This is a genomic window from Mesorhizobium sp. M1307 (assembly GCF_040318155.1).
Lineage (GTDB): Bacteria > Pseudomonadota > Alphaproteobacteria > Rhizobiales > Rhizobiaceae > Mesorhizobium.
On the sequence record NZ_JAMYLR010000007.1, the window covers coordinates 39,917 to 59,745 of the forward strand.

Genomic DNA, 19,829 nt, shown 5'->3' on the forward strand with positions numbered 1-19,829 from the left:
GAATTTGGACCCTGGGAAAGCGGAAAATCAAAAGAAGGAGGTCACCGATGGCCGGAAAAAAGACTCATGAGCAGCAATTGCGCATTATCGAAGAGCGCGAGAACACGAAAAACGCCGGCAAGGATTTCGACGCGGAAGCGGATTTGAAAAAGACCAGGCAAGAGCGCGAGGCGTTCCGGCGCGGTGCCGAGCTCAGATCGGACCCGAAGGACATTGCCGATCCCGACGACCGCAACATAATTCGCGGCGAGCACCAGGAAAGCGCCCACAACAAGCATCGCGCCGACCGCTGAAACGGCAGGATCGCTTGACGTTAAGATAGTACGCCGGTTCCGTTCCCTGATCTGACGGATGCAGCGTTCGTGGCGGCAAGTTGGCGGACGAGGGCCGTCTTGATCCCTGGCGCTATTCAGCAAAAAATGTCGCGGCGATAGCAATTGAGACGAGGCTCAGCATCGCCAGGCCTGCCCTGGCGACATGCGAAGCCTCCCAGACGTTGCGCAAGTCTCTCCAGTCGCCGGTCTGCTTTCGACACATTGAAAAAAACGTCACGGCTGATTGCGGCATGGTAACGTCTTGCACCCAGAAATTATTGACGGGATGCGTGATCAACCAATAGGTCGCATGTTCCGCCAGCAGGAAGGCGAGCGCCGCCAAGGTCCACCAGAATCGGGCGCTTGGATAAGGCGTCAGGTAGAGCAGGATGGCGAGGGCAATGATGCCGCCGATCTCGGCAAAGCCGCCGATCGTGAAGCCGGGATAGTAGATCGCCTGCACTGATTTGTAGGTGGCCTCCTTGAGGCGCAACTTGCCGGGCAATTCCAGTGCGTGCGCGAGCGAGAGCGCCATCGAGACGGCGACCAGAAGAAGGGTGGCGATCATCAATGCGCGCATGCTCCTGCTCCCTGAATGATGCCCTCGTGGCGCGCGCGTACTTAGGGTGGTTGGTGATCCGGAAAAGGCAACGACACCCGACTTCGCCGGCAAGTCCGGTTCGGTCATTCCCCGATCTGGCTGGTCGACCGTTCGTGGACTGTGGCGCCGGTCTGCGCGTCGACCGCGGCCATGCTGACCTCGTAGCCCCAGAGCTTGCGGATATGGCGCAGCGTGGCGTCGCGGCTGCCGCCTTCCAGCACTATGCCGTCGTTGACCTTATGCTGCAGGCGCAGATGCCGATCGCCGAGCAGGTCCACGTCCACCACCTGGATGTCCGGCCGGCTGGCGCCGATGTCGTAGCTGTGGGCGAGTGCGGCGCGGATGCTCTCGTAGCCGCGCTCATTGTGTATCGAGGCGACTTCGTAGTGCGGATCGTTGGCCGCATCGGCAAGCACAAAGAACCGCCATTTCCGGATCAGGGTAGGGCTCAGATACTGGCGGATGAAGGACTCGTCGCGATGGTTGGCCCAGGCGTCCAGCAGGGTCTGGCGCCAGTCGCCATTGCCGGCGATATCGGGAAACCAGTCGCGGTCCTCGGCGGTCGGCGCGGTCGAGATGCGCTGGATATCCTGCATCATGTCGAGGCCCAGCGCGTAAGGGTTGATGCCGGAAAAGCGCGGATCGTCGAAGCCCGGCTGGAAGATCACGTTCGAATGGTTGCGCAGCACTTCCAGCATGGCGCCTTCGCCGATCAGGCCGCGGTCGAACAAAAGGTTCATCAGCGTGTAATGCACGAAGGTGGCGCAGCCCTCGTTCATCACCTGCGTTTGGCGCTGCGGATAGAAATACTGCGCGATGACGCGGACGATCCGGATGACCTCACGCTGCCAGGGTTCCAGGATCAGGCTGTTCTTCTCAAGGAAATAAAGCAGGTTTTCCTCGGGCAGCTTGAGCGATTTCTTGCGCTCCGCCATTGTATCCGTCTCGCGGGGCTTGGTGCCGTCCTTCGAAGGCGGCAGCGTGCGCCATAGGTCATTGTAGGAACGCTCCTCGTATTCCAGGCGCTCGCGAACGCCCTCGCGCTGCTTTTCCGACGACAGTTTCGGCGGCCGGTGATATCTGAACACGCCCTGTTCCATCAGCGCATGTGCGGCATCGAGGATCTCTTCCACCGCATCGACGCCATGCCGCTCCTCGCAGCGGGCAATGTAGCCCTTGGCGAAGTCGAGATAGCTGAGGATGGCGCTGGCATCCGTCCACTGCTGGAACAGATAATTGTTCTTGAAGAAATGGTTATGGCCGAGTGCCGCGTGCGCCGTCACCAGGGCCTGCAGAGCCATGGTGTTTTCCTCCATCAGATAGACGATGCAGGGATTGGAATTGATGACGAGTTCATAGGCCAGCCCCCGTCCGCCTTTGCGATAGAGCAATTCCTGGTAGAGGTAGTGCTTGCCGAACGACCAGTGCCGGTACATCAGCGGCATGCCGACAGAGGAATAGGCGTCGAGCATCTGTTCGGACGAGATGATCTCCATCTGCACCGGATAGACGTCGAGGTGGAGCTCTTCCGTGGCGACCGCCTCGATGGTCTCGTAGGCACGCGACAGCGTCCTGAAATCCCAGTCGGAACCGGAAAACAGCAACCCGGATTTGCTCGCCATCAGCCCCCTCTTTCAGCGCTCTTTTGATAACCCGGCTGTCTGGCGAAGAGCTGGCGGAAAACCGGGTAGATGTCGGCCGCCGTGGCGATGCGGCTCATCTGGAAGTTCGACCACCTCAGCTTGACCGCACTGTAGGCACGCCACAGCGACGTGCCGTTGTCGGTGGCGCCGAAGATGTGGCTCTCGCGCTCGTCGAGGATCTCGACATAAGCAAAATACTGGCAAAGCCGCATGATCTGTTCGTCGAGAAGGGTGATGCAGCGCTCGGAATCGGTGACGAAATTGTCGCCGTCCGAGGCCTGGGCGACATAGATGTTCCATTCGCGGCTGGGATAGCGTTGCTCGACGATGCGGTGCATCTCCTCGAGCGCCGTGGAAACCACCGTGCCGCCGCTCTGAGTGTTGTAGAAGAAGGTTTCCTCGTCCACCTCCTGCGCCTCGTGCGTGTGGCGAATGAAGACGACCTCGGTGCGGTCATAGCGCCGTTTCAGGAACAGGTGCAGCAGCACGAAGAAGCGCTTGGCCAGATCTTTCTCGCGTTCGCCCATCGAACCGGACACGTCCATCAGGCAGAACATCACCGCATTGGCGTTCGGCACCGGCTGGGCGTCGAAGCGGTTGAAGCGGATATCGACCGGATCGACAAAGGCGATCCGCTTGCGGCGGCGCTCCAGCCGCTCAAGCTCTTCCTGCAGCGCCACGATGCGCTGCCGCATCTCGGCGTTTTGCGGCTTCGCCTCCAGCGTCGCGATCTCCTGCGCGACAGCATCGACCGCCTCCTGCTTGGGACGCCTGAGCGCTATGCGGCGGCCATGGCTGTTGCGCATCGTGCGCCCGACATTGATGTTGGTCGGCGAGCCGGTCGCGGCGAAGCCGGCCCGGCGCGGCTTGAAGGCGAGGATCTCCTTGAGGTTGAGCTTGACCATATCAGGCAGTTCGAGGTCTTCGAAAAAGAGGTCGAGCACCTCCTCGCGCGACAGCACGAAACGGAAATCGTCCTCCGATTCGGTTCTCCCCGGGGCGGATCCCATGCCGCCGCCCTGGCCGGGTTTAGGCAGCCGGTCGCCTGGGGCAAAATGCTTGTTGCCGGGCAGGACGTGCTGGCGGCTGCCGCTGTTCCGGGCATCCTTGAAGCTCGGCTCGCCGGTGCCTCGCGCCGGCATCGAAACGGCATGCTCGGCGTCCACGTCGGCGATCTTGCCGGTGCGGATCTGATCGCGGATGGTGCGCTTCAACTCTTCGCGCGCCCGCCGCAGGAAACGCTGCCGGTTGCCGAGGCTTTTGTCCTTCGGGTTCAGTCGGCGATCGATGAAGATCGGCATATGTTACCCCGGGCTGGCTTCAACCCGCCTTGTTCACCCGCATGTACCAGTCCACCAGCCGGCGGACCTGGCGCTCGGTGTAACCGCGCTGGATCATCCGCTGCACGAATTCGGTATGCCGCTTCTCCGTCACGCTGTCCTGCTTGGAGCCGAAGCTGATCACCGGCAGCAGATCTTCGACCTGCCCGAACATCCGCTTCTCGATGACTTCGCGCAGCTTTTCGTAGCTTGTCCATGATGGGTTGCGGCCGTGGTTTCTGGCCCGCGCGCGCAGCGTGAACTTCACCACTTCGTTGCGGAAGTCCTTGGGATTGGCGATGCCGGCCGGCTTTTCGACCTGCGACAGTTCGTTGTCCAGAACCTCGCGATTGAGGATCTGGCCGGTATCGGTATCCTTGTAGTCCTGATCCTCGATCCAGGCATCGGCATAGGCGATGTAGCGGTCGAACAGGTTCTGGCCGTATTCGCTATAGGATTCCAGATAAGCCTTCTGGATCTCGTGGCCGATGAACTCGGCATAACGGGTCGCCAGCTCGGACTTTATGAAATCGAGATAGTCCGCCTCTGTTTCCTTCGGGAACTGCTCGCGCTTGATCGCCTCTTCCAGGATGTACATCAGATGCACCGGATCGGCGGCCACCTCTTCGGTGTCGTAGTTGAAGGTCTGCGACAGGATCTTGAAGGCGAAGCGGGTGCTGACGCCGGTCATGCCTTCATCGACACCGGCCGCGTTTCGGTACTCCTGGACCGACTTCGCCTTGGGATCGGTTTCCTTGAGGTTCTCGCCGTCATAGACGCGCATCTTGGTGTAGAGCGGCGAATTGTCGTGTTCGGCCAGGCGGGTCGAAACGGTGAACCGGCTGAGGATATCGAGCACTTCCGGAGCGCAGGGGCTGTTAGCCAATTCGCTTTCGCGCAACAGCTTCTCGTAGATCTGCCGCTCTTCGGTGACCCGCAGGCAATACGGCACCTTGACCACCAGGATACGGTCGAGGAACGCCTCGTTGTTCTTGTTGTTCTTGAACTGCAGCCATTCCGATTCGTTGGAATGGGCAACGATGATGCCCTGATAGGGGAAAGCGCCGAAATTCTCGGTGCCGTTGTAGCTGCCTTCCTGGGTCGCGGTCAGCAGCGGATGCAGCACCTTGATCGGCGCCTTGAACATCTCGACGAATTCGAGCAGTCCTTGCGTGGTCCGGTTCAGCCCGCCGCTATAGGAATAGGCATCCGGATCGGACTGGCTGAAGTTTTCCAGCTGCCTGATGTCGACCTTGCCGACCAGGGCCGAAACGTCCTGGTTGTTCTCATCGCCCGGCTCGGTCTTGGCGATGCCGATCTGGCGAAGCCTGGACGGCATCAGCTTGACGACGCTGAATTTGGAGATGTCGCCGGACAATTCGTCGAGGCGCTTGGCCGCCCAGGGCGAGATCAGGCCGTTCAGTCGCCGCCGGGCGATGCCGTATTTGTCCTCCAAAAGGTCGCCCATGCGATCGGGGTCGAACAGCCCGAGCGGCGATTCGAACACTGGGCTGACCTGGCCGCCGACCTTCAGCGTATAGATCGGACGCTGCTCCATCAGCCTTTTCAGCTGCTCCGCAAGCGAGGACTTGCCGCCGCCGACCGGGCCGAGGAGATAGAGTATCTGCTTGCGTTCCTCGAGCCCTTGCGAGGCATAGCGGAAATAACCGGCGATACGCTCGATCGTATCCTCCATACCGTAAAAGTCGGCGAAGGTCGGATAGATCTTGATCGTCCGGTTCGAAAAAATACGGCCAAGCCGCTCGTCCTTGCTGGTATCGACAAAGGTCGGCTCGCCAATCGCCTCGACCATCCGCTCGGGCGCCGAGGCGTACATCGACTTGTCCTCGCGGCAGGCAAGCAGATATTGCTGGAGGCTTATCTCCTCCTGCGCCGCATTCTTGTAAACCTCGGAAAACAGATCGAAGACGTCGGATTGATTCTCACGCATGGTATTCCTAGCCCCGGAGCCGGTGTGGCTGCACGTTTGTCTCTTGAACAACCAAATGTCGGAAAGCCCTTGTGGTTCCCTTCACTTTGCAGAGAGTGCCTGTGACCGAATGATAAGACTCTAGATAAGGGCATCCTGAGTGCAGACAAGGCGTGGAACGCCCCGCTCGAAGCATTAAATCCTGAATCGCGCCACGCCGTGCGGGCGACCTCCGATAAGACGGAGGAACGGTTCTGGTCCTTCCCGGTTGTGAAGGAAAGGAGACGGTTCGATGTTTGAGACTAGTTTGTGGTTGCTCGTTGTTGCAGGCGGTCCACTGCTGCTGGCAATCCTGATCGCCTACGCCCTGCTCACCCAGCGTCGTCGCAGCCCGGCGGAGCGCAGGGAAAGCGACCGCGCCACCGAGCGCCTGTACCAGGAAAAGAAGGACTGACCGACAGGATCGCAGCTCAGCTGCCGGCAACCGCCAGCCCGGCCACTTTTTCGGCGCGCAGCAGCATGCCGAACAGGTCACGCGGTTCATCGGGATCGGCCAGAAGGTCTAGTTCCTCGTAAAGGCCGGTCCGCTGAAGCTGATCGCGGACGTAGCGCAGCGCGGAAAAATCCTCGATCGCAAAGCCGACGGAATCAAACAGCGTGATCTGTCCGGCGTCCGTCCGGCCTGCTGCCTTTCCTGTCATCACCTGCCACAATTCGGTGATCGGATGGTCCGCATCGAGCTGCTGGCTCTCGCCTTCGATGCGCGTCTGCGGCGGATACTCGACGAAAATATTCGAGCGCAGCAGAATGTCGCGATGCAGCTCGGTCTTGCCCGGGCAGTCGCCGCCGACCGCGTTGATGTGCACGCCGGACCCGACCATGTTGTCGGTCAGGATTGTTGCCGACCGCTTGTCGGCGGTCACCGTGGTGATGATCTCTGCACCTTCGACGGCCTCCTGCGCCGACGCGCAGAGCTTGATGTCGAAACCCATGCCGGCAAGGTTCTTCATGCATTTGGTCGAGGCCGCCGGGTCGATATCGTAGAGGCGCAGCCTGTCGACGCCAAGCAGCGCCTTGAACGCAATCGCCTGGAATTCCGATTGCGCGCCATTGCCGATGATCGCCATGCACCGGGCGGCCTTGGGAGCGAGGTATTTCGCGGCAACCGCCGAGCTGGCCGCCGTTCGCAGGGCGGTCAGGATGGTCATTTCCGAAAGCAGCATCGGATAGCCGTTGCCTACATCGGCAAGCACGCCGAAAGCGGTCACGGTCTGACGGCCGTCACGCGTGTTCTTCGGATGCCCGTTGACATATTTGAAGCCGTAAAGCTGCCCGTCGCTGGTCGGCATCAGCTCGATGACGCCGTCAATGCTGTGCGAGGCGACGCGCGGCGTCTTGTCGAACAGCTCCCAACGCCTGAAATCCTCTTCGATATAGGCGGCGAGTTCGACCAGAAAACGCTCGATGCCGATGGCAAGCACCAGCTTCATCATGCGGTCGACGCTGACGAATGGAACGATGTTCAAATTGACGGTCATGGCTTAGAACCCCCTCGTCGGGCGATCCATGATCCGCCGGCCCATCAGGCTTGCGGTCAGGTCGACCAAAAGCGTGGCGGTGCGGCCGCGCTCGTCAAGAAAAGGGTTGAGCTCGACCAGGTCGAGACTGCTGACGAGGCCGCTGTCATGCAGCATTTCCATCGCCAGATGCGCCTCGCGGAAGGTGGCGCCGCCGGGAACGGTGGTGCCCACCGCCGGGGCGATCGACGGGTCGAGAAAATCGACGTCGAGACTGACATGGAGCATGCCGTTGGCGGCGCTCACCCGTTCGAGAAAGGCGCGAAGCAGTTGCGCGATGCCGTGCTCGTCGATCGAACGCATGTCGTGGACCGTCACGCCGGCTCTGCGCAATGCATCCCTTTCCGCCAGGTCCACGCTGCGGATCCCCAGCGCGCATATGCGAGCCGGCTCCACCTGCGCTGCAAGGCGGGGGAAATAGCCCTCGAAGCCGGGCTGCCCGCTGGCATAGGCGAGCGGCACACCATGCAAATTGCCGCTGGTCGTCGTGTCGAGCGTATGAAAATCGGGGTGCGCATCGAGCCACAGCACGAAGAGCGGCCGGCCGGCATTCGCCGCCCGGCGGGCAATGCCGGCGAGCGTGCCGGCCGAAATGCTGTGGTCGCCGCCGAGAAAGATCGGCATCGCATCGGCGCTCGCGGCATAGGCCGTTTCGCTGATTGCCGCCGTCCAGGCCGCAATTTCCGGCAGCGCCTTCACCGCCGCGTTGCCGTGTACGACAGGACGCATGTCGGCAGGGACGATCGTTCCGAGGTCGGTCAACGTATGGCCGAGCTCGGTCAGTGCGCCGGCCAGGCCGGCCGTGCGCAGCGCACTCGGCCCCATCTCGCAGCCCATGCGGCCTGAGCCGGCCTGGATCGGCGCCCCAACGATCGTGCAATGCATTTGTCATACCCCGCCAATTACGATGCCTTTATTGAAGCCGGCATCGCTGGCAGAATGAACATGTCAAATTGGCAAATTTGTCGAAGTGCCTTACCATAGCGGCAGCATCTACTTCCGTTGTGAGCAATCATGGACCGCCTCGACGAGCAGATCATCACCTCTTTGCGGCACGACGCCCGGCGCAGCATTTCCGACCTTGCCGTTAGCCTGGGTGTCTCCCGGGCAACGGTAAGGTCCCGGATCGAGCGGCTTGAAAGAGACGGCGTCATCGTCGGCTACACCGTCATTCTGCGCGCCGACGCGGTCGATCAGCGCGTGCGTGGCATCATGATGATCGAGATCGAAGGCCACGCCGCCGATCGCGTCATTCGGGCGCTGGGCGGCTTCTCCGAGGTCTCGACCATCCACACCACCAATGGCCGGTGGGACCTGGTGATAGAACTCGGAACCCAGACCCTGAGCGAGTTCGACGCGGTGCTGAGACGTATCCGCCTGATCCCCGGAATTACCGGCAGCGAAACAAGCCTGCTCCTGGCAACGCCGCGCACCACCAAGGCGCGGCTGTGACCTTCGAGGAACCGCCTTGGACCTGTAGCGATAACGAAATCCGAAGCCACGGAACCTTCAATTGCCGCCGCGGTTAGAGCAATTCCGGGAAAAGTGTGAAACGGTTTTCCGTTCGGAATTGCGTCAAAACAAGAGAGATCGGTTCAGCGTTTCCCCCGATGAACCGTTCTAGGCTCGGACAGCTTCGAGGGAGAACAATCATGGCTCACGCCCAGCAGGAACTCGTCGAATTCGTTATCAGCAAAGCCTTCAATCCGGTCATGCGGGCCAAACCGGACGGAAAATCCGATGCCGAGCGCAAGACGCTCGAGCACGTCCAGCAAGCCACGAAGACCGAGATCGAGCGCTATCGCCATTACGGCTCGGCCGAGGAGGTCGCGACCAATTTCAAGCGCGACCTGAGCTCAGATGCCGCCAAAAAGTTGCACGCCCAACTGCGGCGCCTGCATCTGCCGACGATCGAGGATATTCGCGACGACTTTGAGGACAAAGCCCGCAAGCTCGGGGTCAAGGCCTCGTCGTAGATCCGCGACCGGTCCTCGGTGACGTCCGTCAGGCTGTCATCACAAACCGTCCTTGGTCGGAGGCCACCCTGACCGAACCGTCTCGGGGATGTTGTCCGACGTCAGATCGCCCCGATTGAGCTTTTCGATCGCTTCATCGGCTTCGCTTTCGTCGAGACCGGAAAGCGGCAACCCGCCGACCACGACGGCTTCGCCGCTCTCGCTGTCATAGACCTCCCAGAGGCCTTCTGAATCCTGTCGTTTGTCGAACGGCATGGCACTCCCCAACACCGCTATTGTACGCCTGCCACCCATTTCAGGGCCTGGGCTTTTTCGTCCTCCGGGAACACCCGCGCCTCGATTTGCGGAAACAGCGCGTCTGTCATTTCCGTAGCTGCCTTGATCCATTGCTTGTCGGAAATCACGGCGGCACGTTTGAAGCGGTGGAGCTCGCCAAGTTTGCTCAGCCCATACTGCAGGTCGCGCCGCAAGGCGCCAGCCGTCATGTCCTCGAAATCAGTAAGATCGGTCAGGACGCCGATGTCCTTATGGTCGCTCAGTTTCGCTTCGATTGCCGGGATGACTCTGTCGTAGTCGTCCGCCGTCACAGTGCCGGTGACACGAAAGGCGGCGACGTTCTGGGGAGCGGAAATCATCTCGATCATTTTTTCCTCCGGTTTCTGACTGGCTGGCTGCCTGAAACAAACTCGGGCCATTCGCGGATGTTCCCTGCCAAAGGCGTGTTTCACTTCGACCTAAAATGACGATCGGCCGGCTTCCCCGATCGGCCCTCGGATCGCCTGGGTGACGACGGTGTAACGCCTGATTTGGCCCTCCTCAGGGTCCTCTCCGTCGAAGTGGATTACTGCATTCAGCGGCAGCTGCGCGGTGTTGCCGAACTGCTTGACGGCGGAGACATGCACGATCTGCACGTCGGGGTCACGCGTCATGGCCTCCATTGCCGCAAGCTCGGCCGTGCTGCTGCCGCCGATCCGCCAGCTGGCTTCCAGCACTCCCGATCGCCAGATGCCCGAGGAATCGACACCTTGGCCGATGTCGTAGTTGCGCCGTGAGGCAAAGAATCCGGAATAGCCATCCATCGCGGCGTCGTAGATCCTCGCCTGCGCCACAGCCAAACTTAGCGCCGGAGAAAGCTGCAGCCCGTCCAGCGCCTCCCATCCGCCGCGCACGACGACCAGATCGGATCCGCCGTAAACGGGCTGTCCGGCATTGTCGGCCGTCATTCGCTGCACGCCGTAATAGGCGACCGATGTTCCGTCGATCGCCGTTCTGCCAATGCTCAGCGTGACGATGTCGCGAAGCTCCGTTTCGAGAACAAGGCCGTATTCCCTCAGGTCGGAGGATGGATATCGTTCCAGCAGCCTTTCGATGTCGGCAACGGTCGCGGCGGTGTGCTGGTCGCGGCCCCGCGAAGCGCGCGGTGGCTTGAACCGGACCAGCCCTAGCTGCAGCAGACGTTCCGCTGCGCGCAGCGCGTCATCGCGTGAAAATGCGGTATAGCCGGGCAGTACGGCAGCGCCGACGGCTCTGCCGAAGCCGGCTGGCCATTCTTTTGGCCGTGCCGCCGACCCGTCCACCAGCTCGTGGGTTATGGCCTTGGTGGTTGCGAGGCGCCAGGGCACCACACCACCGAAGAGGTCCTCCGGCCCGTTTATGCCCAGTTGGAGCGCATCGACGGCAAGCAGGCTGTCGTCCGGCACGAAATACAGTCGGCCACTGTCACCGCCGCCGCCACGCAGGCCCTGGCGGAAGGCAAAGCCCTTCAACGCCGCAATCGTGCGCGCAACGGCAGCGACGGTTTCCCGCTCGTGGGTATAGATTGTCTCGCCGCCCGGCACGGAGAACGCGATCACAACACCTTTTGCCCCGCTTGATTGCATACCGCTTAGCCCGGTCATGTCGCGCCCTTCGTCCATTGCCGAGCCTCTTGCCGCCATTCCGCGGCGATGCGTCCGAACCGAAAAACCCGCTTCCTCGGCGAATGTTCCGGCCAACGGCCGGCAATCCGGTTTGACCGTGGTTTGACCGGGGCGGCGACCGGAACATCGGCGGCTCGTAGCTGTTTATGAGGGAATCTCAGACAGGGAGATGGAGACATGGCTTTCACGCTCAAAAGCTCTGCCTTTGCCGATGGCGAAAAAATACCGCCGCGCTATTCCCGCGATGGCGGCAACGTCTCGCCGCCATTGGAGTGGACGGACGCGCCGCAAGGAACCAAAAGCTTCGTCCTGGCCGTAGAGGACCCCGACGCCCCTTCAGGCATGTTCCGTCATTGGGCGGTCTACGACATCGACGCACAGCGCAACTTTCTTCCCGAAGGCACGACCGCCGGCGCCAAGACCGAGAGCCTCGGACACGGCGTCAATGATTTCGGCAATCCTCATTATGACGGTCCCCAGCCGCCGCCTGGGCATGGGCTCCACCATTACCATTTCCGGCTTCTTGCGCTCGACGTCGAGACGCTGCGTCTCGGCGAGAAGGCTGCCGTCGAAGACGTGCTGAAACAGGCCGCGCCGCACGTCGTGGGAGAGGCCGAGCTCGTCGGCACATTCGAACGGGCTTGAGACCGGAGCTCGCTGTCGCATGAACTGCGGCGAATGGCCGGAATAATCGCTAAAGCGCGTCGCGTTCGATCGGCCTCATGCGACGCGCTTTAGATTCTTGTTTTTACGCATGTCGTTATCACAAAACCGCTGCACATCCTCGGGTCAAGCCCGAGGGCATGCTTTTGCGCGACATGCATCAGCGGTTCATGTTCATGATCGCGTTCATCGGCATCAAATTGTGGTCGAGGTTGGCCATGATCCAGATCGAGCCGCCAATCACCAGAACTACGATCAGCACGCCGAAGGCAAGCGCTAGAGCGTTGTTGGTGTTGTCCGGCCCCGTCGTGATGTGCAGGAAGAAGACGAGATGCACGCCCATCTGGGCGATCGCCAGCACAATCAGCGCCACCGGAATGCCGGGTGCCCATATCAGGTTGGTTCCCAGCAACCAGAACGAGGCGATGGTCAGCAGCGTTGCCAGCCCGAGGCCGATCACATAGCCGCGTAGCCCGGATCCGACCTCGGTGTCGCCGAGGTATTCGTCACCCGGCGCCGTATCGATGTCGTAGCGCTCCAGCCCATCGGTGTCGCGCCGTTGCGCGTGGCGATCGTCCGCATTGCTCATCGACTTGCTCCCAGGAGATAGACCACCGTGAACAGGGCGACCCAGATGATGTCGAGGGCGTGCCAGAACAGGCTGAAGCACATGAAACGCCGAAGAATATTGTCGCGGAATCCCTTGGCGAAGATCTGCGCCATCATCGTGAGCAGCCACAGCAGCCCCGCCGTGACGTGAAGGCCATGGCATCCAACCAGCGTGAAGAACGCCGACAGGAAAGCGCTGCGCGTCGGTCCGGCACCGCTGGCAACCATATGCGCGAACTCGCGCAACTCGAGCAGGATGAAGCTGGCGCCGAGCACGAAGGTGACAGCCATCGCGACATAGAACCAGGAGCTTCGCCGCGCTGTCACGGCGAGGCTGGCGAGACCGCAGGTGAAGCTCGACAACAGCAAAGCGGCCGTCTCGATCGCGACGTTGCGCAGGTCGAACAGCTCGGCTCCGCTTGGTCCGCCCGCCGTCTTGCCCGCCAGCACGGCATAGGCCGCGAAGAAGGCCGAGAACATCACGATGTCGCTCAGAAGGAAGATCCAGAAGCCGTAGCCCACGACGATCCGGATCGGTGCCGGGCCGCCGTCGCCGTGGCCGGGTGCATGGCCGTGCCCGCCATGGAGGCGGTAAGGGTCACGCTCTCGAACGTCGATCGCGGTCATGGCCTTGGCCCTGTGTAGGTAACCAGCGCCTCGCGGCGGGCACTTCGGTTGGCGCGGTCGATCCGGGCGACTTCGGCGGCAGGAATCACGTATTCGGGGATGTCGCGCCACGCGAATACGACGAAGGTGGCCAAAGCACCGAGCGCGCCGAGCGCCACCATCCACCAGATGTGCCAGATGAGGGCAAAACCCATTACGGTCGCAAAGAAGGCGCAGATGAACCCGGTGGGACTGTTGCGCGGCATCTCGATCGGCTCGTAGTCAGGCTCGTCGCGCAGCCGGTTTTGCTCGCGTGCCCGCTGCTTGATGCTCCAGTAGGGCTCTTCGCCCTCGACATGCGGAAGCGCGGCGAAGTTGAAGACCGGCGGCGGCGAGGGCGTGGCCCATTCCAGCGAGCGGCCGTCCCAGGGATCTCCGGTGGCGTCGCGAAGCGCCGCGCGCTGCCGGATGCTGACGACGAGCTGTACGATCTGCGCGACCACGCCGGCGGTAGTGATTAACATGCCGACGCCGGCAGCCAGCACCCAGGGATACCATGCCGACACGTCGAAATGCTGCATTCGGCGGGTCATGCCGAGCAGGCCAACAGCGTAGAGCGGCACGAAAGTGACGTAGAAGCCGATCAGCGTCAGCCAGAAGGCCAGCTTGCCCCAGCCCTCGTGCAGCCGGAAACCGAATGCCTTGGGAAACCAGTAGGTATATCCCGCGAAGGCGCCGAACAGCACACCGCCGATAATGACGTTGTGGAAATGCGCCACCAGGAACAGGCTGTTGTGAAGCAGGAAATCGGCCGGCGGCACGGCCAGCAACACGCCCGTCATGCCGCCGATGACGAACGTCACCATAAAGCCCAGCGACCACAGCATTGGCGTCGCGAAGCGGATGCGGCCGCCGTACATGGTGAACATCCAGTTGTAGATCTTCACGCCGGTACCGACAGCAATGATGCTGGTGGCGATGCCGAACGCGGCGTTGACGTCGGCCCCGGCGCCCATGGTGAAGAAGTGGTGCAGCCACACCATGAAGGAGACGATGCAGATGAAGAGCGTCGCGGCCACCATCGAGCGGTAGCCGAACAGCGGCTTGCTGGAGAAGGTGGAGATGACCTCCGAGAAGATGCCGAACGCCGGCAGGACGAGGATATAGACCTCGGGATGGCCCCAGGCCCAGATCAGGTTCACGAACATCAGCATGTTGCCGCCGGCTTCATTGGTGAAGAAATGAAAGCCGAAATAGCGGTCGAGCGTCAGCATCGCGAGCGTGGCGGTGAGGATCGGGAAGGCGGCGACGATGAGCAGGCTGGCGGCGAGTGAGGTCCAGCAGAACATCGACATGCGCAGGTAACTCATGCCGGGCGCCCGCATCTTCAGGATCGTGGTGACGAAATTGATCCCGGTGAGCAGCGTTCCGACGCCCGATATCTGCACCGCCCACAGATAATAGTCGACGCCGACGCCCGGTGAGTAGGCGGTCTCGCTGAGCGGCGGATAGGGCAGCCATCCGGTACGGGCGAATTCGCCGATCACCAGCGAGATGTTGACCAGCAGCGCACCGGTGGCGGTGAGCCAGAAGCTCACCGAGTTGAGCGTTGGAAAGGCAACGTCGCGGACGCCGAGCTGCAGCGGCACGACCAGGTTCATCAGGCCGATGACGAACGGCATCGCCCCGAAAAAGATCATGATGGTGCCGTGGGCGGAAAAGACCTGGTTGAAGTGATCGGGCGGCAGATAGCCGGGCGCCTGGAAGGCGAGGGCTTGCTGGGACCGCATCATGACGGCGTCGCTGAAGCCGCGCAGCAGCATCAGCAGCGCCAGCAGCGTGTACATCACGCCGATCCGCTTGTGATCGACGCTGGTGATCCATTCGCGCCACAGATAGGGGAAATGGCCGGCCAGAAAGACCCAGGCCAGCACGCCGAGGATTGCCAGGGCGACGACCGCCGAGGCGATCATAGGCAGAGGCTGATCGAACGGAATGACGTCCCAGCTCAATTTTCCGAGCATTGTCAGCCTCCTGCCTTGGGCGATACGCTCGGCCCGGGGCGACCGGCCTGGGGGCCGGGCGCGGGCGGAACGCCCTGCGTCGCGATTTCATGAAAAAGGTCCGGCTCGACCGAGCGATAGGTCGAAGCCGGCACGTCCAGGCTCTGTCTGGCTAGTTCCTGGTAGCTGGCCTTGTCGAGTGCCTGTCCCTGGCTTCGCGCCGAATTGACGAACGCGTCGAAGGCATCCGCTGCGACTGCATGCAGCACGAATTGCATGCCTGGAAAACCGTCACCGCTGAAATGGGCCGACCGCCCATAAAATTCGCCCGGCTGATCCGCCTGCAGGTGAAGCTGCGTCGTCATGCCATTCATCGTATAGATCATGCCGCCAAGCTGAGGCACGAAGAACGCGTTCATGACGCTTGCCGAGGTAAGCGAGAAATGCACCGGCCTGCCCGCCGGCACCACGAGCTGGTTGATGCTCGCGACATTCTGCTCGGGGTAGATGAACAGCCATTTCCAGTCGAGCGAGACGACCTGCACCTCAAGCGGCTTTTGCTGCGAATCCAGCGGCTTCATTGGATCGAGGTCATGCGACCCGATCCAGATGATGCCGCTCAGAAACAGGATGACGAGGATGGGGATCGACCAGACCACCAGTTCGATGCGTCCGGAATAGGCCCATTCCGGCAGGTACCACGCTCTTGTGTTGGTTTCCCGGAACCACCAGGCAAAGCCGAGCGTCGCCACGATCGTCGGGATGACGATGGCCAGCATGATAGCAACCGAATTGAGCAGGATCGTCCGCTGCGCCGCCCCCACCGGCCCTTGCGGATCGAGCACGCCGCCCTGGCAGCCGGCAAGCAGCCCGACCAGCAAGATCGTCGCGCCGAGGCAGCCAAGACGGATGGCGGCACAGTTTCGAACGATCACCCTCAGCAGCATGAGATCTCGCCGTTTCCTGAAAACTGATTGGAACGTTGCAGGCAGCGTGGCTGCCAACCCCGAATGTGCGTGCCGGTGTGCTCCTGGCGACAGTTTCTTCACGCACGCGGCTCCGGCTGGCAGAACCGCATGCCGTGGATGTTGTCGTTAAGCGGTCGACCTGTCGAGAACCCCTCCAAATCCTAACAAACCAGCGCCAAATCTTGAAAAACCAGAGCCAAATCTTAAGAAACCAGGAACAGGACCCAGATCGAAGTTATCGCCAGAAGCGTGGCGAATGCCAAGGCGGTAAACCGGTTCATGGCCGCGCCCACGGTTGGTCCATTTAGTCCGCTCCCTGCGACGTGGCTGCTGATTCCAGTGATGCTGCTCCAGATGGCTGCGCCAACCGAACGAATGTTCGTCGCGAAAGTTCCCCAAAAGCCAGATCCATCGCAGCCTTTGGTTGCAGGCCGGCGGCAACGCGATGCGCACCAAGGATGGTTGGGCGGCTTTCTCGCCAAACGGAAGCGAGGACTGGCTTTGCGTATGTAAAAACTACTTGTCTAGGTGAAAATAGTTGCTACTAATCGGCTGGGCCGGCGCATGGCCGCCTCTGGGAGGAATTTCGGGCATGACAAGACTGCGCGGTCTCGCGTGGGATCACCGACGCTGCTGGGGTCCGCTCGACGCCAGCATCGGGCCGTATTGTGCCGCCAATCCCGGTCTTGAGATCGAATGGGACCGCCGCAGCCTCTACGAATTCGGCGAGGGCGCGCTTGGTCCGGTGCTCGGCGCCTATGATCTTGTCGTGTTCGACCATCCGTTCATCGGCGATATTGCCGAAGGCGGGCTGATGGTGCCGTTCGATTTGTCGGCCGAGCAGCGCCGCGGCTTCGAACGGGATTCGGTTGGCGCATCCTGGCAATCCTACGCAAGGGACGGGCTTCAATGGGCGTTGCCGATCGATGCTGCCTGTCAGGTTGCCTCGTATCGCCCCGATCTCCTGGAGCGCTACGGACCGCTGCCGCGCAGCCATGACGAGGTGCTGGAGCTCGGCCGGCGCGCCTTGAAGGACGGCAAATGGCTTGGGCTGCCGTTGGTGCCGACTGACGCCATGTGCCTGCTTTTGACGCTGGGTGAGCCCCGGGAAGACGGCGACGAGTTCATCGCCGGGGAAAAAATCGAGCGGGCCGTCGGGCAATTGCGCCAGCTTGCGGCGCTGTCGCATCCGAACTCGCCGAAATGGAACCCGATCCGTTGCTACGATCACATGATCGCGCATGACGACGTGGTCTACGTGCCGTTCGCCTTCGGCTATGTGAACTACGCCTCTAAGGCAGACAGGCCGCATCTGCGCTTCGCCGACGTGCCGACGCCGCGATCCGCCGGCGCCTTGCTCGGCGGCGCCGGCATCGGCGTCAGCGCCCAATCGCAACACAAGCAAGCCGCCATCGACTACGCGCTGTTTCTGTGCTCGCCCGGCTATCAGCGAGGCGACTATGTGAAATCCGGCGGACAGCCGGGGTCGCTGGCGGCGTGGCAGGATACCGTGGTCAACGCTCTCTCGGGCGGCTTCTTCGCCTCGACGCTGGCGACGATCGAAGCCTCCTATCTGCGCCCGACCCATCCGGGCTTCATCAGCTTCTTCCGGCAATGCGCCCCTCATGCCGCGGCGGCGATCGCCGGCGAATTGCAGGCGGCCGAGCTCGCGGACCGGCTGAACCGGCTCTATCGCGAGACCAGGGATGGCCAGCCGCAACGGAGCGTCGCGTAATGGCCGCCGATATTGCCCAGATCGTCGACGAAGGCGAAAGCGGCCGCAACGGCTATCGGGTGCCGGCGGTGGAGAAGGCGCTCGACATACTGGAATTCATGGCTGCCAGCGGCGAGCCGCTGACCCAAACCGAGATCGCCACCGGAATGGGGCGCTCCATTCACGAGATCTACCGCATCCTGCTGTTGCTGGAGAAGCGCGGCTACATTTTCCGGACGCAATCGGACCGCTTCCGCCTGTCGCTGAAGCTGTTCGAGCTGGCGCATATGCATCCGCCGGTAAACCGCCTGGTCGAATGTGCGCTGCCGGTGATGCGCGGCCTCGCCGCCAATGCCGACCAGAGCTGCCATCTGGTCGTGCGCGAAGGCGAGAGCGCACTGGTCGTGCTGCAGATCGATTCGCCTTTGCCGATGCGTTATTCGGTTGCCCTTGGCTCGCATTTCCCGATCCTCGAAACGAGCTCCGGCGCGGTGCTGCTGGCGCATTCGAGCCGCGCCGAGCTTGACCGCATCGTCGAACGGATCGTCGCCGCAGGCGAAGGCCAAGGCAGCCGGGCGGAAATCGAAGCGCGGCTGAACGAGGTCGCAAGGCTCGGCTATGAAATGCGCGCCTCGCTGGCTGTCGAGGGCTGCACCAACATCTCGATGCCGGTGCGCGACCATACCGGCGCCGTCATTGCCGCGCTCACCGTCCCCTTCCTGCCGCAAAAGGCCGCCCGCTTCGATCGCAGCACCGTCTTCGAGCGGACGAAGGCGGCGGCCGAGACGATATCGGCGGCGCTGGGCGCGGGCGAAGCTGCCGCCTCTTCACGTGCCGACCCGGAACGGCGGGACTATCCGTTCAGCAACTGACAAGAAATACAGGGAGAAGAAACATGAACTGGTCCAAATCGATGCTGTTTGCCTCGGCGGCGGTGCTTGCTCTGAGCGCCGCCGCGGCACACGCCGAAAACGTGCCGAAGCGCATCGGCTACGTCACCAACTACGCCACGCATGAGTGGTATCAGAACGTCATCAAGGGCATGCAGTCCCGCGCCAAGGAACTCGGTATCGAGCTCGAGGTGCAGGACGCCAATCTGGACGTTGCCAAGGAGGTCTCCGCCGCCGAAGATTTCATGGCCAAGGGCGTCGACGTCCTGATCATCACGCCCGTCAACGAGGAAGGCGTCGTGCCGCTGCTGCGCCAGGCGAAATCCAACAATGTTCCGGTCGTGCTCGAAGGCAATCCGGTCAAGGGCATGACCACAATGGTCGCGATCTGCGACTACGACACCGGCTACACCGCCGGCGTCGAAGCCGGCAAATACGCCAAGGAAAAGCTCGAAGGCAAAGCCAAGGTGATGAATGTCGGCCTGCCGCTGCTGTCCGCCACCGTGCTGCGGTCGCAGGGTTTCATGGATGGCCTCAAGACCATCATCCCCGACGCGGTCATGGTCCACGACCTCGACGGCGGCGGCAATCCCGATCGCGCGCTCGAAGTCTCTTCGGCGGCTCTTGCCAAGAACGCCGACATCAACATCATCTACGGCATCAACGATTCCTCTTCGCTCGGCGGCCTTCAGGCCTGGAAAGCGGCCGGCAAGTCGCAGGACGGCCTGTTGACTGTCGGCACCGGCGGCGAAGGCCTCGCCTTCATCAATGCGATGCAGAACGAGCCGTCCTACCGCATCGAGGCCGCGATGTTCCCGGAAAAGGAAGGCTACACCGCCATCGATGCAGCGGTTAAGCTCTTCAACGGCGAAGAGGTGCCGGAGCACATCGTCAGCCCGACCGCGCCGATGAACGGCGACGACTGGAACAAGTTCTACGACTACGATGGCACCACACGCAAAATCAAATGGGATGCCGTCAATGCGCTTCAGCCACCGGAAAAATGCATGAAAACTTCCGCCGATCTGAAGAAGTAAGGATTCCGGCTAGCCCTTCCCGCGCGGCGGGAAGGGCATCGGATCGGATATGCCGAACGG

At 61.8% G+C, this 19,829-nt stretch carries 21 protein-coding genes; 8 read left to right on the forward strand and 13 right to left on the reverse strand.

Annotated elements, in window-relative coordinates; all coding sequences use genetic code 11:
- Positions 1–47 precede the first annotated feature (47 nt).
- Positions 48–293 carry a hypothetical protein gene (locus NKH16_RS11100; protein ID WP_023720508.1) on the forward strand — a complete coding sequence of 82 codons (246 nt, stop codon included), beginning with the start codon at positions 48–50 and terminating at the stop codon, positions 291–293.
- Between the two features lie 112 nt (positions 294–405).
- Here NKH16_RS11100 and NKH16_RS11105 read toward each other — a convergent pair whose 3' ends face one another.
- The 4 genes from NKH16_RS11105 to NKH16_RS11120 all read right to left on the reverse strand — a co-directional run bounded on the left by NKH16_RS11105 (position 406) and on the right by NKH16_RS11120 (position 5,828).
- Positions 406–894, reverse strand: a complete 489-nt coding sequence (locus NKH16_RS11105) for a DUF1772 domain-containing protein (protein WP_352899297.1) — start codon at positions 892–894, stop codon at positions 406–408.
- A 104-nt stretch (positions 895–998) separates the two neighbouring features.
- On the reverse strand, positions 999–2,537 hold the full coding sequence (locus NKH16_RS11110; protein ID WP_352899300.1) for a SpoVR family protein: 1,539 nt from the start codon (positions 2,535–2,537) through the stop codon (positions 999–1,001).
- Positions 2,537–3,859 (reverse strand): YeaH/YhbH family protein, encoded by a 1,323-nt coding sequence (locus tag NKH16_RS11115; protein WP_352449546.1) that lies wholly within the window; start codon positions 3,857–3,859, stop codon positions 2,537–2,539. The genes NKH16_RS11110 and NKH16_RS11115 overlap by 1 nt, the downstream gene beginning before the upstream one ends.
- Positions 3,860–3,878: 19 nt before the next feature.
- Positions 3,879–5,828 carry a PrkA family serine protein kinase gene (locus NKH16_RS11120; protein ID WP_352449545.1) on the reverse strand — a complete coding sequence of 650 codons (1,950 nt, stop codon included), beginning with the start codon at positions 5,826–5,828 and terminating at the stop codon, positions 3,879–3,881.
- A 271-nt stretch (positions 5,829–6,099) separates the two neighbouring features.
- Between NKH16_RS11120 and NKH16_RS11125 the strand changes: the two genes are divergently transcribed.
- The gene (locus NKH16_RS11125; RefSeq protein ID WP_352449544.1) at positions 6,100–6,261 is read left to right on the forward strand and encodes a hypothetical protein; all 162 of its coding nucleotides are present in this window, start codon (positions 6,100–6,102) and stop codon (positions 6,259–6,261) included.
- Positions 6,262–6,277: 16 nt separating this feature from the next.
- On the opposite strand, the gene ocd is transcribed toward NKH16_RS11125, so the two are convergent.
- On the reverse strand, positions 6,278–7,345 hold the full coding sequence (ocd, locus tag NKH16_RS11130) for an ornithine cyclodeaminase (protein WP_352571844.1): 1,068 nt from the start codon (positions 7,343–7,345) through the stop codon (positions 6,278–6,280).
- A gap of 3 nt (positions 7,346–7,348) precedes the next feature.
- A complete protein-coding gene (rocF, locus tag NKH16_RS11135; protein ID WP_352449542.1) occupies positions 7,349–8,269 on the reverse strand; it encodes an arginase in 921 nt (306 codons plus the stop codon).
- Between the two features lie 129 nt (positions 8,270–8,398).
- Here rocF and NKH16_RS11140 point away from each other — a divergent pair, with 129 nt between their 5' ends.
- Together NKH16_RS11140 and NKH16_RS11145 are read left to right on the forward strand one after the other, a co-directional pair.
- Positions 8,399–8,836: an Lrp/AsnC family transcriptional regulator gene (locus tag NKH16_RS11140; RefSeq protein WP_352449541.1), complete on the forward strand. Its 438-nt coding sequence runs from the start codon at positions 8,399–8,401 to the stop codon at positions 8,834–8,836.
- 200 nt (positions 8,837–9,036) lie between these two features.
- Complete coding sequence (locus NKH16_RS11145; protein WP_352449540.1) at positions 9,037–9,360, forward strand: hypothetical protein; 324 nt, start codon at positions 9,037–9,039, stop codon at positions 9,358–9,360.
- 39 nt (positions 9,361–9,399) lie between these two features.
- Here NKH16_RS11145 and NKH16_RS11150 read toward each other — a convergent pair whose 3' ends face one another.
- From NKH16_RS11150 to NKH16_RS11160, 3 genes are all read right to left on the reverse strand, one after another.
- Positions 9,400–9,615 (reverse strand): hypothetical protein, encoded by a 216-nt coding sequence (locus tag NKH16_RS11150; RefSeq protein ID WP_352449539.1) that lies wholly within the window; start codon positions 9,613–9,615, stop codon positions 9,400–9,402.
- Between the two features lie 17 nt (positions 9,616–9,632).
- A complete protein-coding gene (locus NKH16_RS11155) occupies positions 9,633–10,004 on the reverse strand; it encodes a SpoIIAA family protein (protein WP_023677052.1) in 372 nt (123 codons plus the stop codon).
- A 90-nt stretch (positions 10,005–10,094) separates the two neighbouring features.
- The gene (locus NKH16_RS11160) at positions 10,095–11,276 is read right to left on the reverse strand and encodes a DUF3182 family protein (protein ID WP_352899305.1); all 1,182 of its coding nucleotides are present in this window, start codon (positions 11,274–11,276) and stop codon (positions 10,095–10,097) included.
- 180 nt (positions 11,277–11,456) lie between these two features.
- Here NKH16_RS11160 and NKH16_RS11165 point away from each other — a divergent pair, with 180 nt between their 5' ends.
- Positions 11,457–11,924 (forward strand): YbhB/YbcL family Raf kinase inhibitor-like protein, encoded by a 468-nt coding sequence (locus tag NKH16_RS11165; RefSeq protein ID WP_352744844.1) that lies wholly within the window; start codon positions 11,457–11,459, stop codon positions 11,922–11,924.
- 178 nt (positions 11,925–12,102) lie between these two features.
- Here the strand turns inward: NKH16_RS11165 and cyoD are convergent, their stop codons facing one another.
- From cyoD to cyoA, 4 genes are read right to left on the reverse strand one after another with little or no spacing between them, the layout of a single operon-like run.
- A complete protein-coding gene (cyoD, locus tag NKH16_RS11170) occupies positions 12,103–12,531 on the reverse strand; it encodes a cytochrome o ubiquinol oxidase subunit IV (RefSeq protein ID WP_352744842.1) in 429 nt (142 codons plus the stop codon).
- The gene (gene cyoC, locus NKH16_RS11175) at positions 12,528–13,178 is read right to left on the reverse strand and encodes a cytochrome o ubiquinol oxidase subunit III (protein ID WP_352744839.1); all 651 of its coding nucleotides are present in this window, start codon (positions 13,176–13,178) and stop codon (positions 12,528–12,530) included. The genes cyoD and cyoC overlap by 4 nt, the downstream gene beginning before the upstream one ends.
- Positions 13,175–15,181, reverse strand: a complete 2,007-nt coding sequence (gene cyoB / locus NKH16_RS11180; protein WP_023677047.1) for a cytochrome o ubiquinol oxidase subunit I — start codon at positions 15,179–15,181, stop codon at positions 13,175–13,177. The genes cyoC and cyoB overlap by 4 nt, the downstream gene beginning before the upstream one ends.
- A gap of 2 nt (positions 15,182–15,183) precedes the next feature.
- The gene (gene cyoA / locus NKH16_RS11185; RefSeq protein ID WP_352455886.1) at positions 15,184–16,107 is read right to left on the reverse strand and encodes a ubiquinol oxidase subunit II; all 924 of its coding nucleotides are present in this window, start codon (positions 16,105–16,107) and stop codon (positions 15,184–15,186) included.
- Positions 16,108–16,720: 613 nt separating this feature from the next.
- Between cyoA and NKH16_RS11190 the strand changes: the two genes are divergently transcribed.
- From NKH16_RS11190 to NKH16_RS11200, 3 genes are read left to right on the forward strand one after another with little or no spacing between them, the layout of a single operon-like run.
- On the forward strand, positions 16,721–17,863 hold the full coding sequence (locus NKH16_RS11190; RefSeq protein ID WP_352899310.1) for an extracellular solute-binding protein: 1,143 nt from the start codon (positions 16,721–16,723) through the stop codon (positions 17,861–17,863).
- Complete coding sequence (locus NKH16_RS11195; protein ID WP_352744835.1) at positions 17,863–18,714, forward strand: IclR family transcriptional regulator; 852 nt, start codon at positions 17,863–17,865, stop codon at positions 18,712–18,714. Before NKH16_RS11190 ends, NKH16_RS11195 begins: the two co-directional genes overlap by 1 nt.
- Positions 18,715–18,737: 23 nt before the next feature.
- Entirely contained in the window at positions 18,738–19,769 is a 1,032-nt protein-coding gene (locus NKH16_RS11200; protein WP_352899312.1) for a sugar ABC transporter substrate-binding protein, read from the forward strand.
- Positions 19,770–19,829 lie beyond the last annotated feature (60 nt).

Excerpts from the sequence above, each read along its gene's own strand:
- NKH16_RS11100 (WP_023720508.1), top strand. The coding sequence starts at position 48 with ATGGCCGGAAAAAAGACTCATGAGCAGCAATTGCGCATTATCGAAGAG.
- NKH16_RS11105 (WP_352899297.1), bottom strand. The coding sequence starts at position 894 with ATGCGCGCATTGATGATCGCCACCCTTCTTCTGGTCGCCGTCTCGATG.
- NKH16_RS11110 (WP_352899300.1), bottom strand. The coding sequence starts at position 2,537 with ATGGCGAGCAAATCCGGGTTGCTGTTTTCCGGTTCCGACTGGGATTTC.
- NKH16_RS11115 (WP_352449546.1), bottom strand. The coding sequence starts at position 3,859 with ATGCCGATCTTCATCGATCGCCGACTGAACCCGAAGGACAAAAGCCTC.
- NKH16_RS11120 (WP_352449545.1), bottom strand. The coding sequence starts at position 5,828 with ATGCGTGAGAATCAATCCGACGTCTTCGATCTGTTTTCCGAGGTTTAC.
- NKH16_RS11125 (WP_352449544.1), top strand. The coding sequence starts at position 6,100 with ATGTTTGAGACTAGTTTGTGGTTGCTCGTTGTTGCAGGCGGTCCACTG.
- ocd (WP_352571844.1), bottom strand. The coding sequence starts at position 7,345 with ATGACCGTCAATTTGAACATCGTTCCATTCGTCAGCGTCGACCGCATG.
- rocF (WP_352449542.1), bottom strand. The coding sequence starts at position 8,269 with ATGCATTGCACGATCGTTGGGGCGCCGATCCAGGCCGGCTCAGGCCGC.
- NKH16_RS11140 (WP_352449541.1), top strand. The coding sequence starts at position 8,399 with ATGGACCGCCTCGACGAGCAGATCATCACCTCTTTGCGGCACGACGCC.
- NKH16_RS11145 (WP_352449540.1), top strand. The coding sequence starts at position 9,037 with ATGGCTCACGCCCAGCAGGAACTCGTCGAATTCGTTATCAGCAAAGCC.
- NKH16_RS11150 (WP_352449539.1), bottom strand. The coding sequence starts at position 9,615 with ATGCCGTTCGACAAACGACAGGATTCAGAAGGCCTCTGGGAGGTCTAT.
- NKH16_RS11155 (WP_023677052.1), bottom strand. The coding sequence starts at position 10,004 with ATGATCGAGATGATTTCCGCTCCCCAGAACGTCGCCGCCTTTCGTGTC.
- NKH16_RS11160 (WP_352899305.1), bottom strand. The coding sequence starts at position 11,276 with ATGGACGAAGGGCGCGACATGACCGGGCTAAGCGGTATGCAATCAAGC.
- NKH16_RS11165 (WP_352744844.1), top strand. The coding sequence starts at position 11,457 with ATGGCTTTCACGCTCAAAAGCTCTGCCTTTGCCGATGGCGAAAAAATA.
- cyoD (WP_352744842.1), bottom strand. The coding sequence starts at position 12,531 with ATGAGCAATGCGGACGATCGCCACGCGCAACGGCGCGACACCGATGGG.
- cyoC (WP_352744839.1), bottom strand. The coding sequence starts at position 13,178 with ATGACCGCGATCGACGTTCGAGAGCGTGACCCTTACCGCCTCCATGGC.
- cyoB (WP_023677047.1), bottom strand. The coding sequence starts at position 15,181 with ATGCTCGGAAAATTGAGCTGGGACGTCATTCCGTTCGATCAGCCTCTG.
- cyoA (WP_352455886.1), bottom strand. The coding sequence starts at position 16,107 with ATGCTGCTGAGGGTGATCGTTCGAAACTGTGCCGCCATCCGTCTTGGC.
- NKH16_RS11190 (WP_352899310.1), top strand. The coding sequence starts at position 16,721 with ATGACAAGACTGCGCGGTCTCGCGTGGGATCACCGACGCTGCTGGGGT.
- NKH16_RS11195 (WP_352744835.1), top strand. The coding sequence starts at position 17,863 with ATGGCCGCCGATATTGCCCAGATCGTCGACGAAGGCGAAAGCGGCCGC.
- NKH16_RS11200 (WP_352899312.1), top strand. The coding sequence starts at position 18,738 with ATGAACTGGTCCAAATCGATGCTGTTTGCCTCGGCGGCGGTGCTTGCT.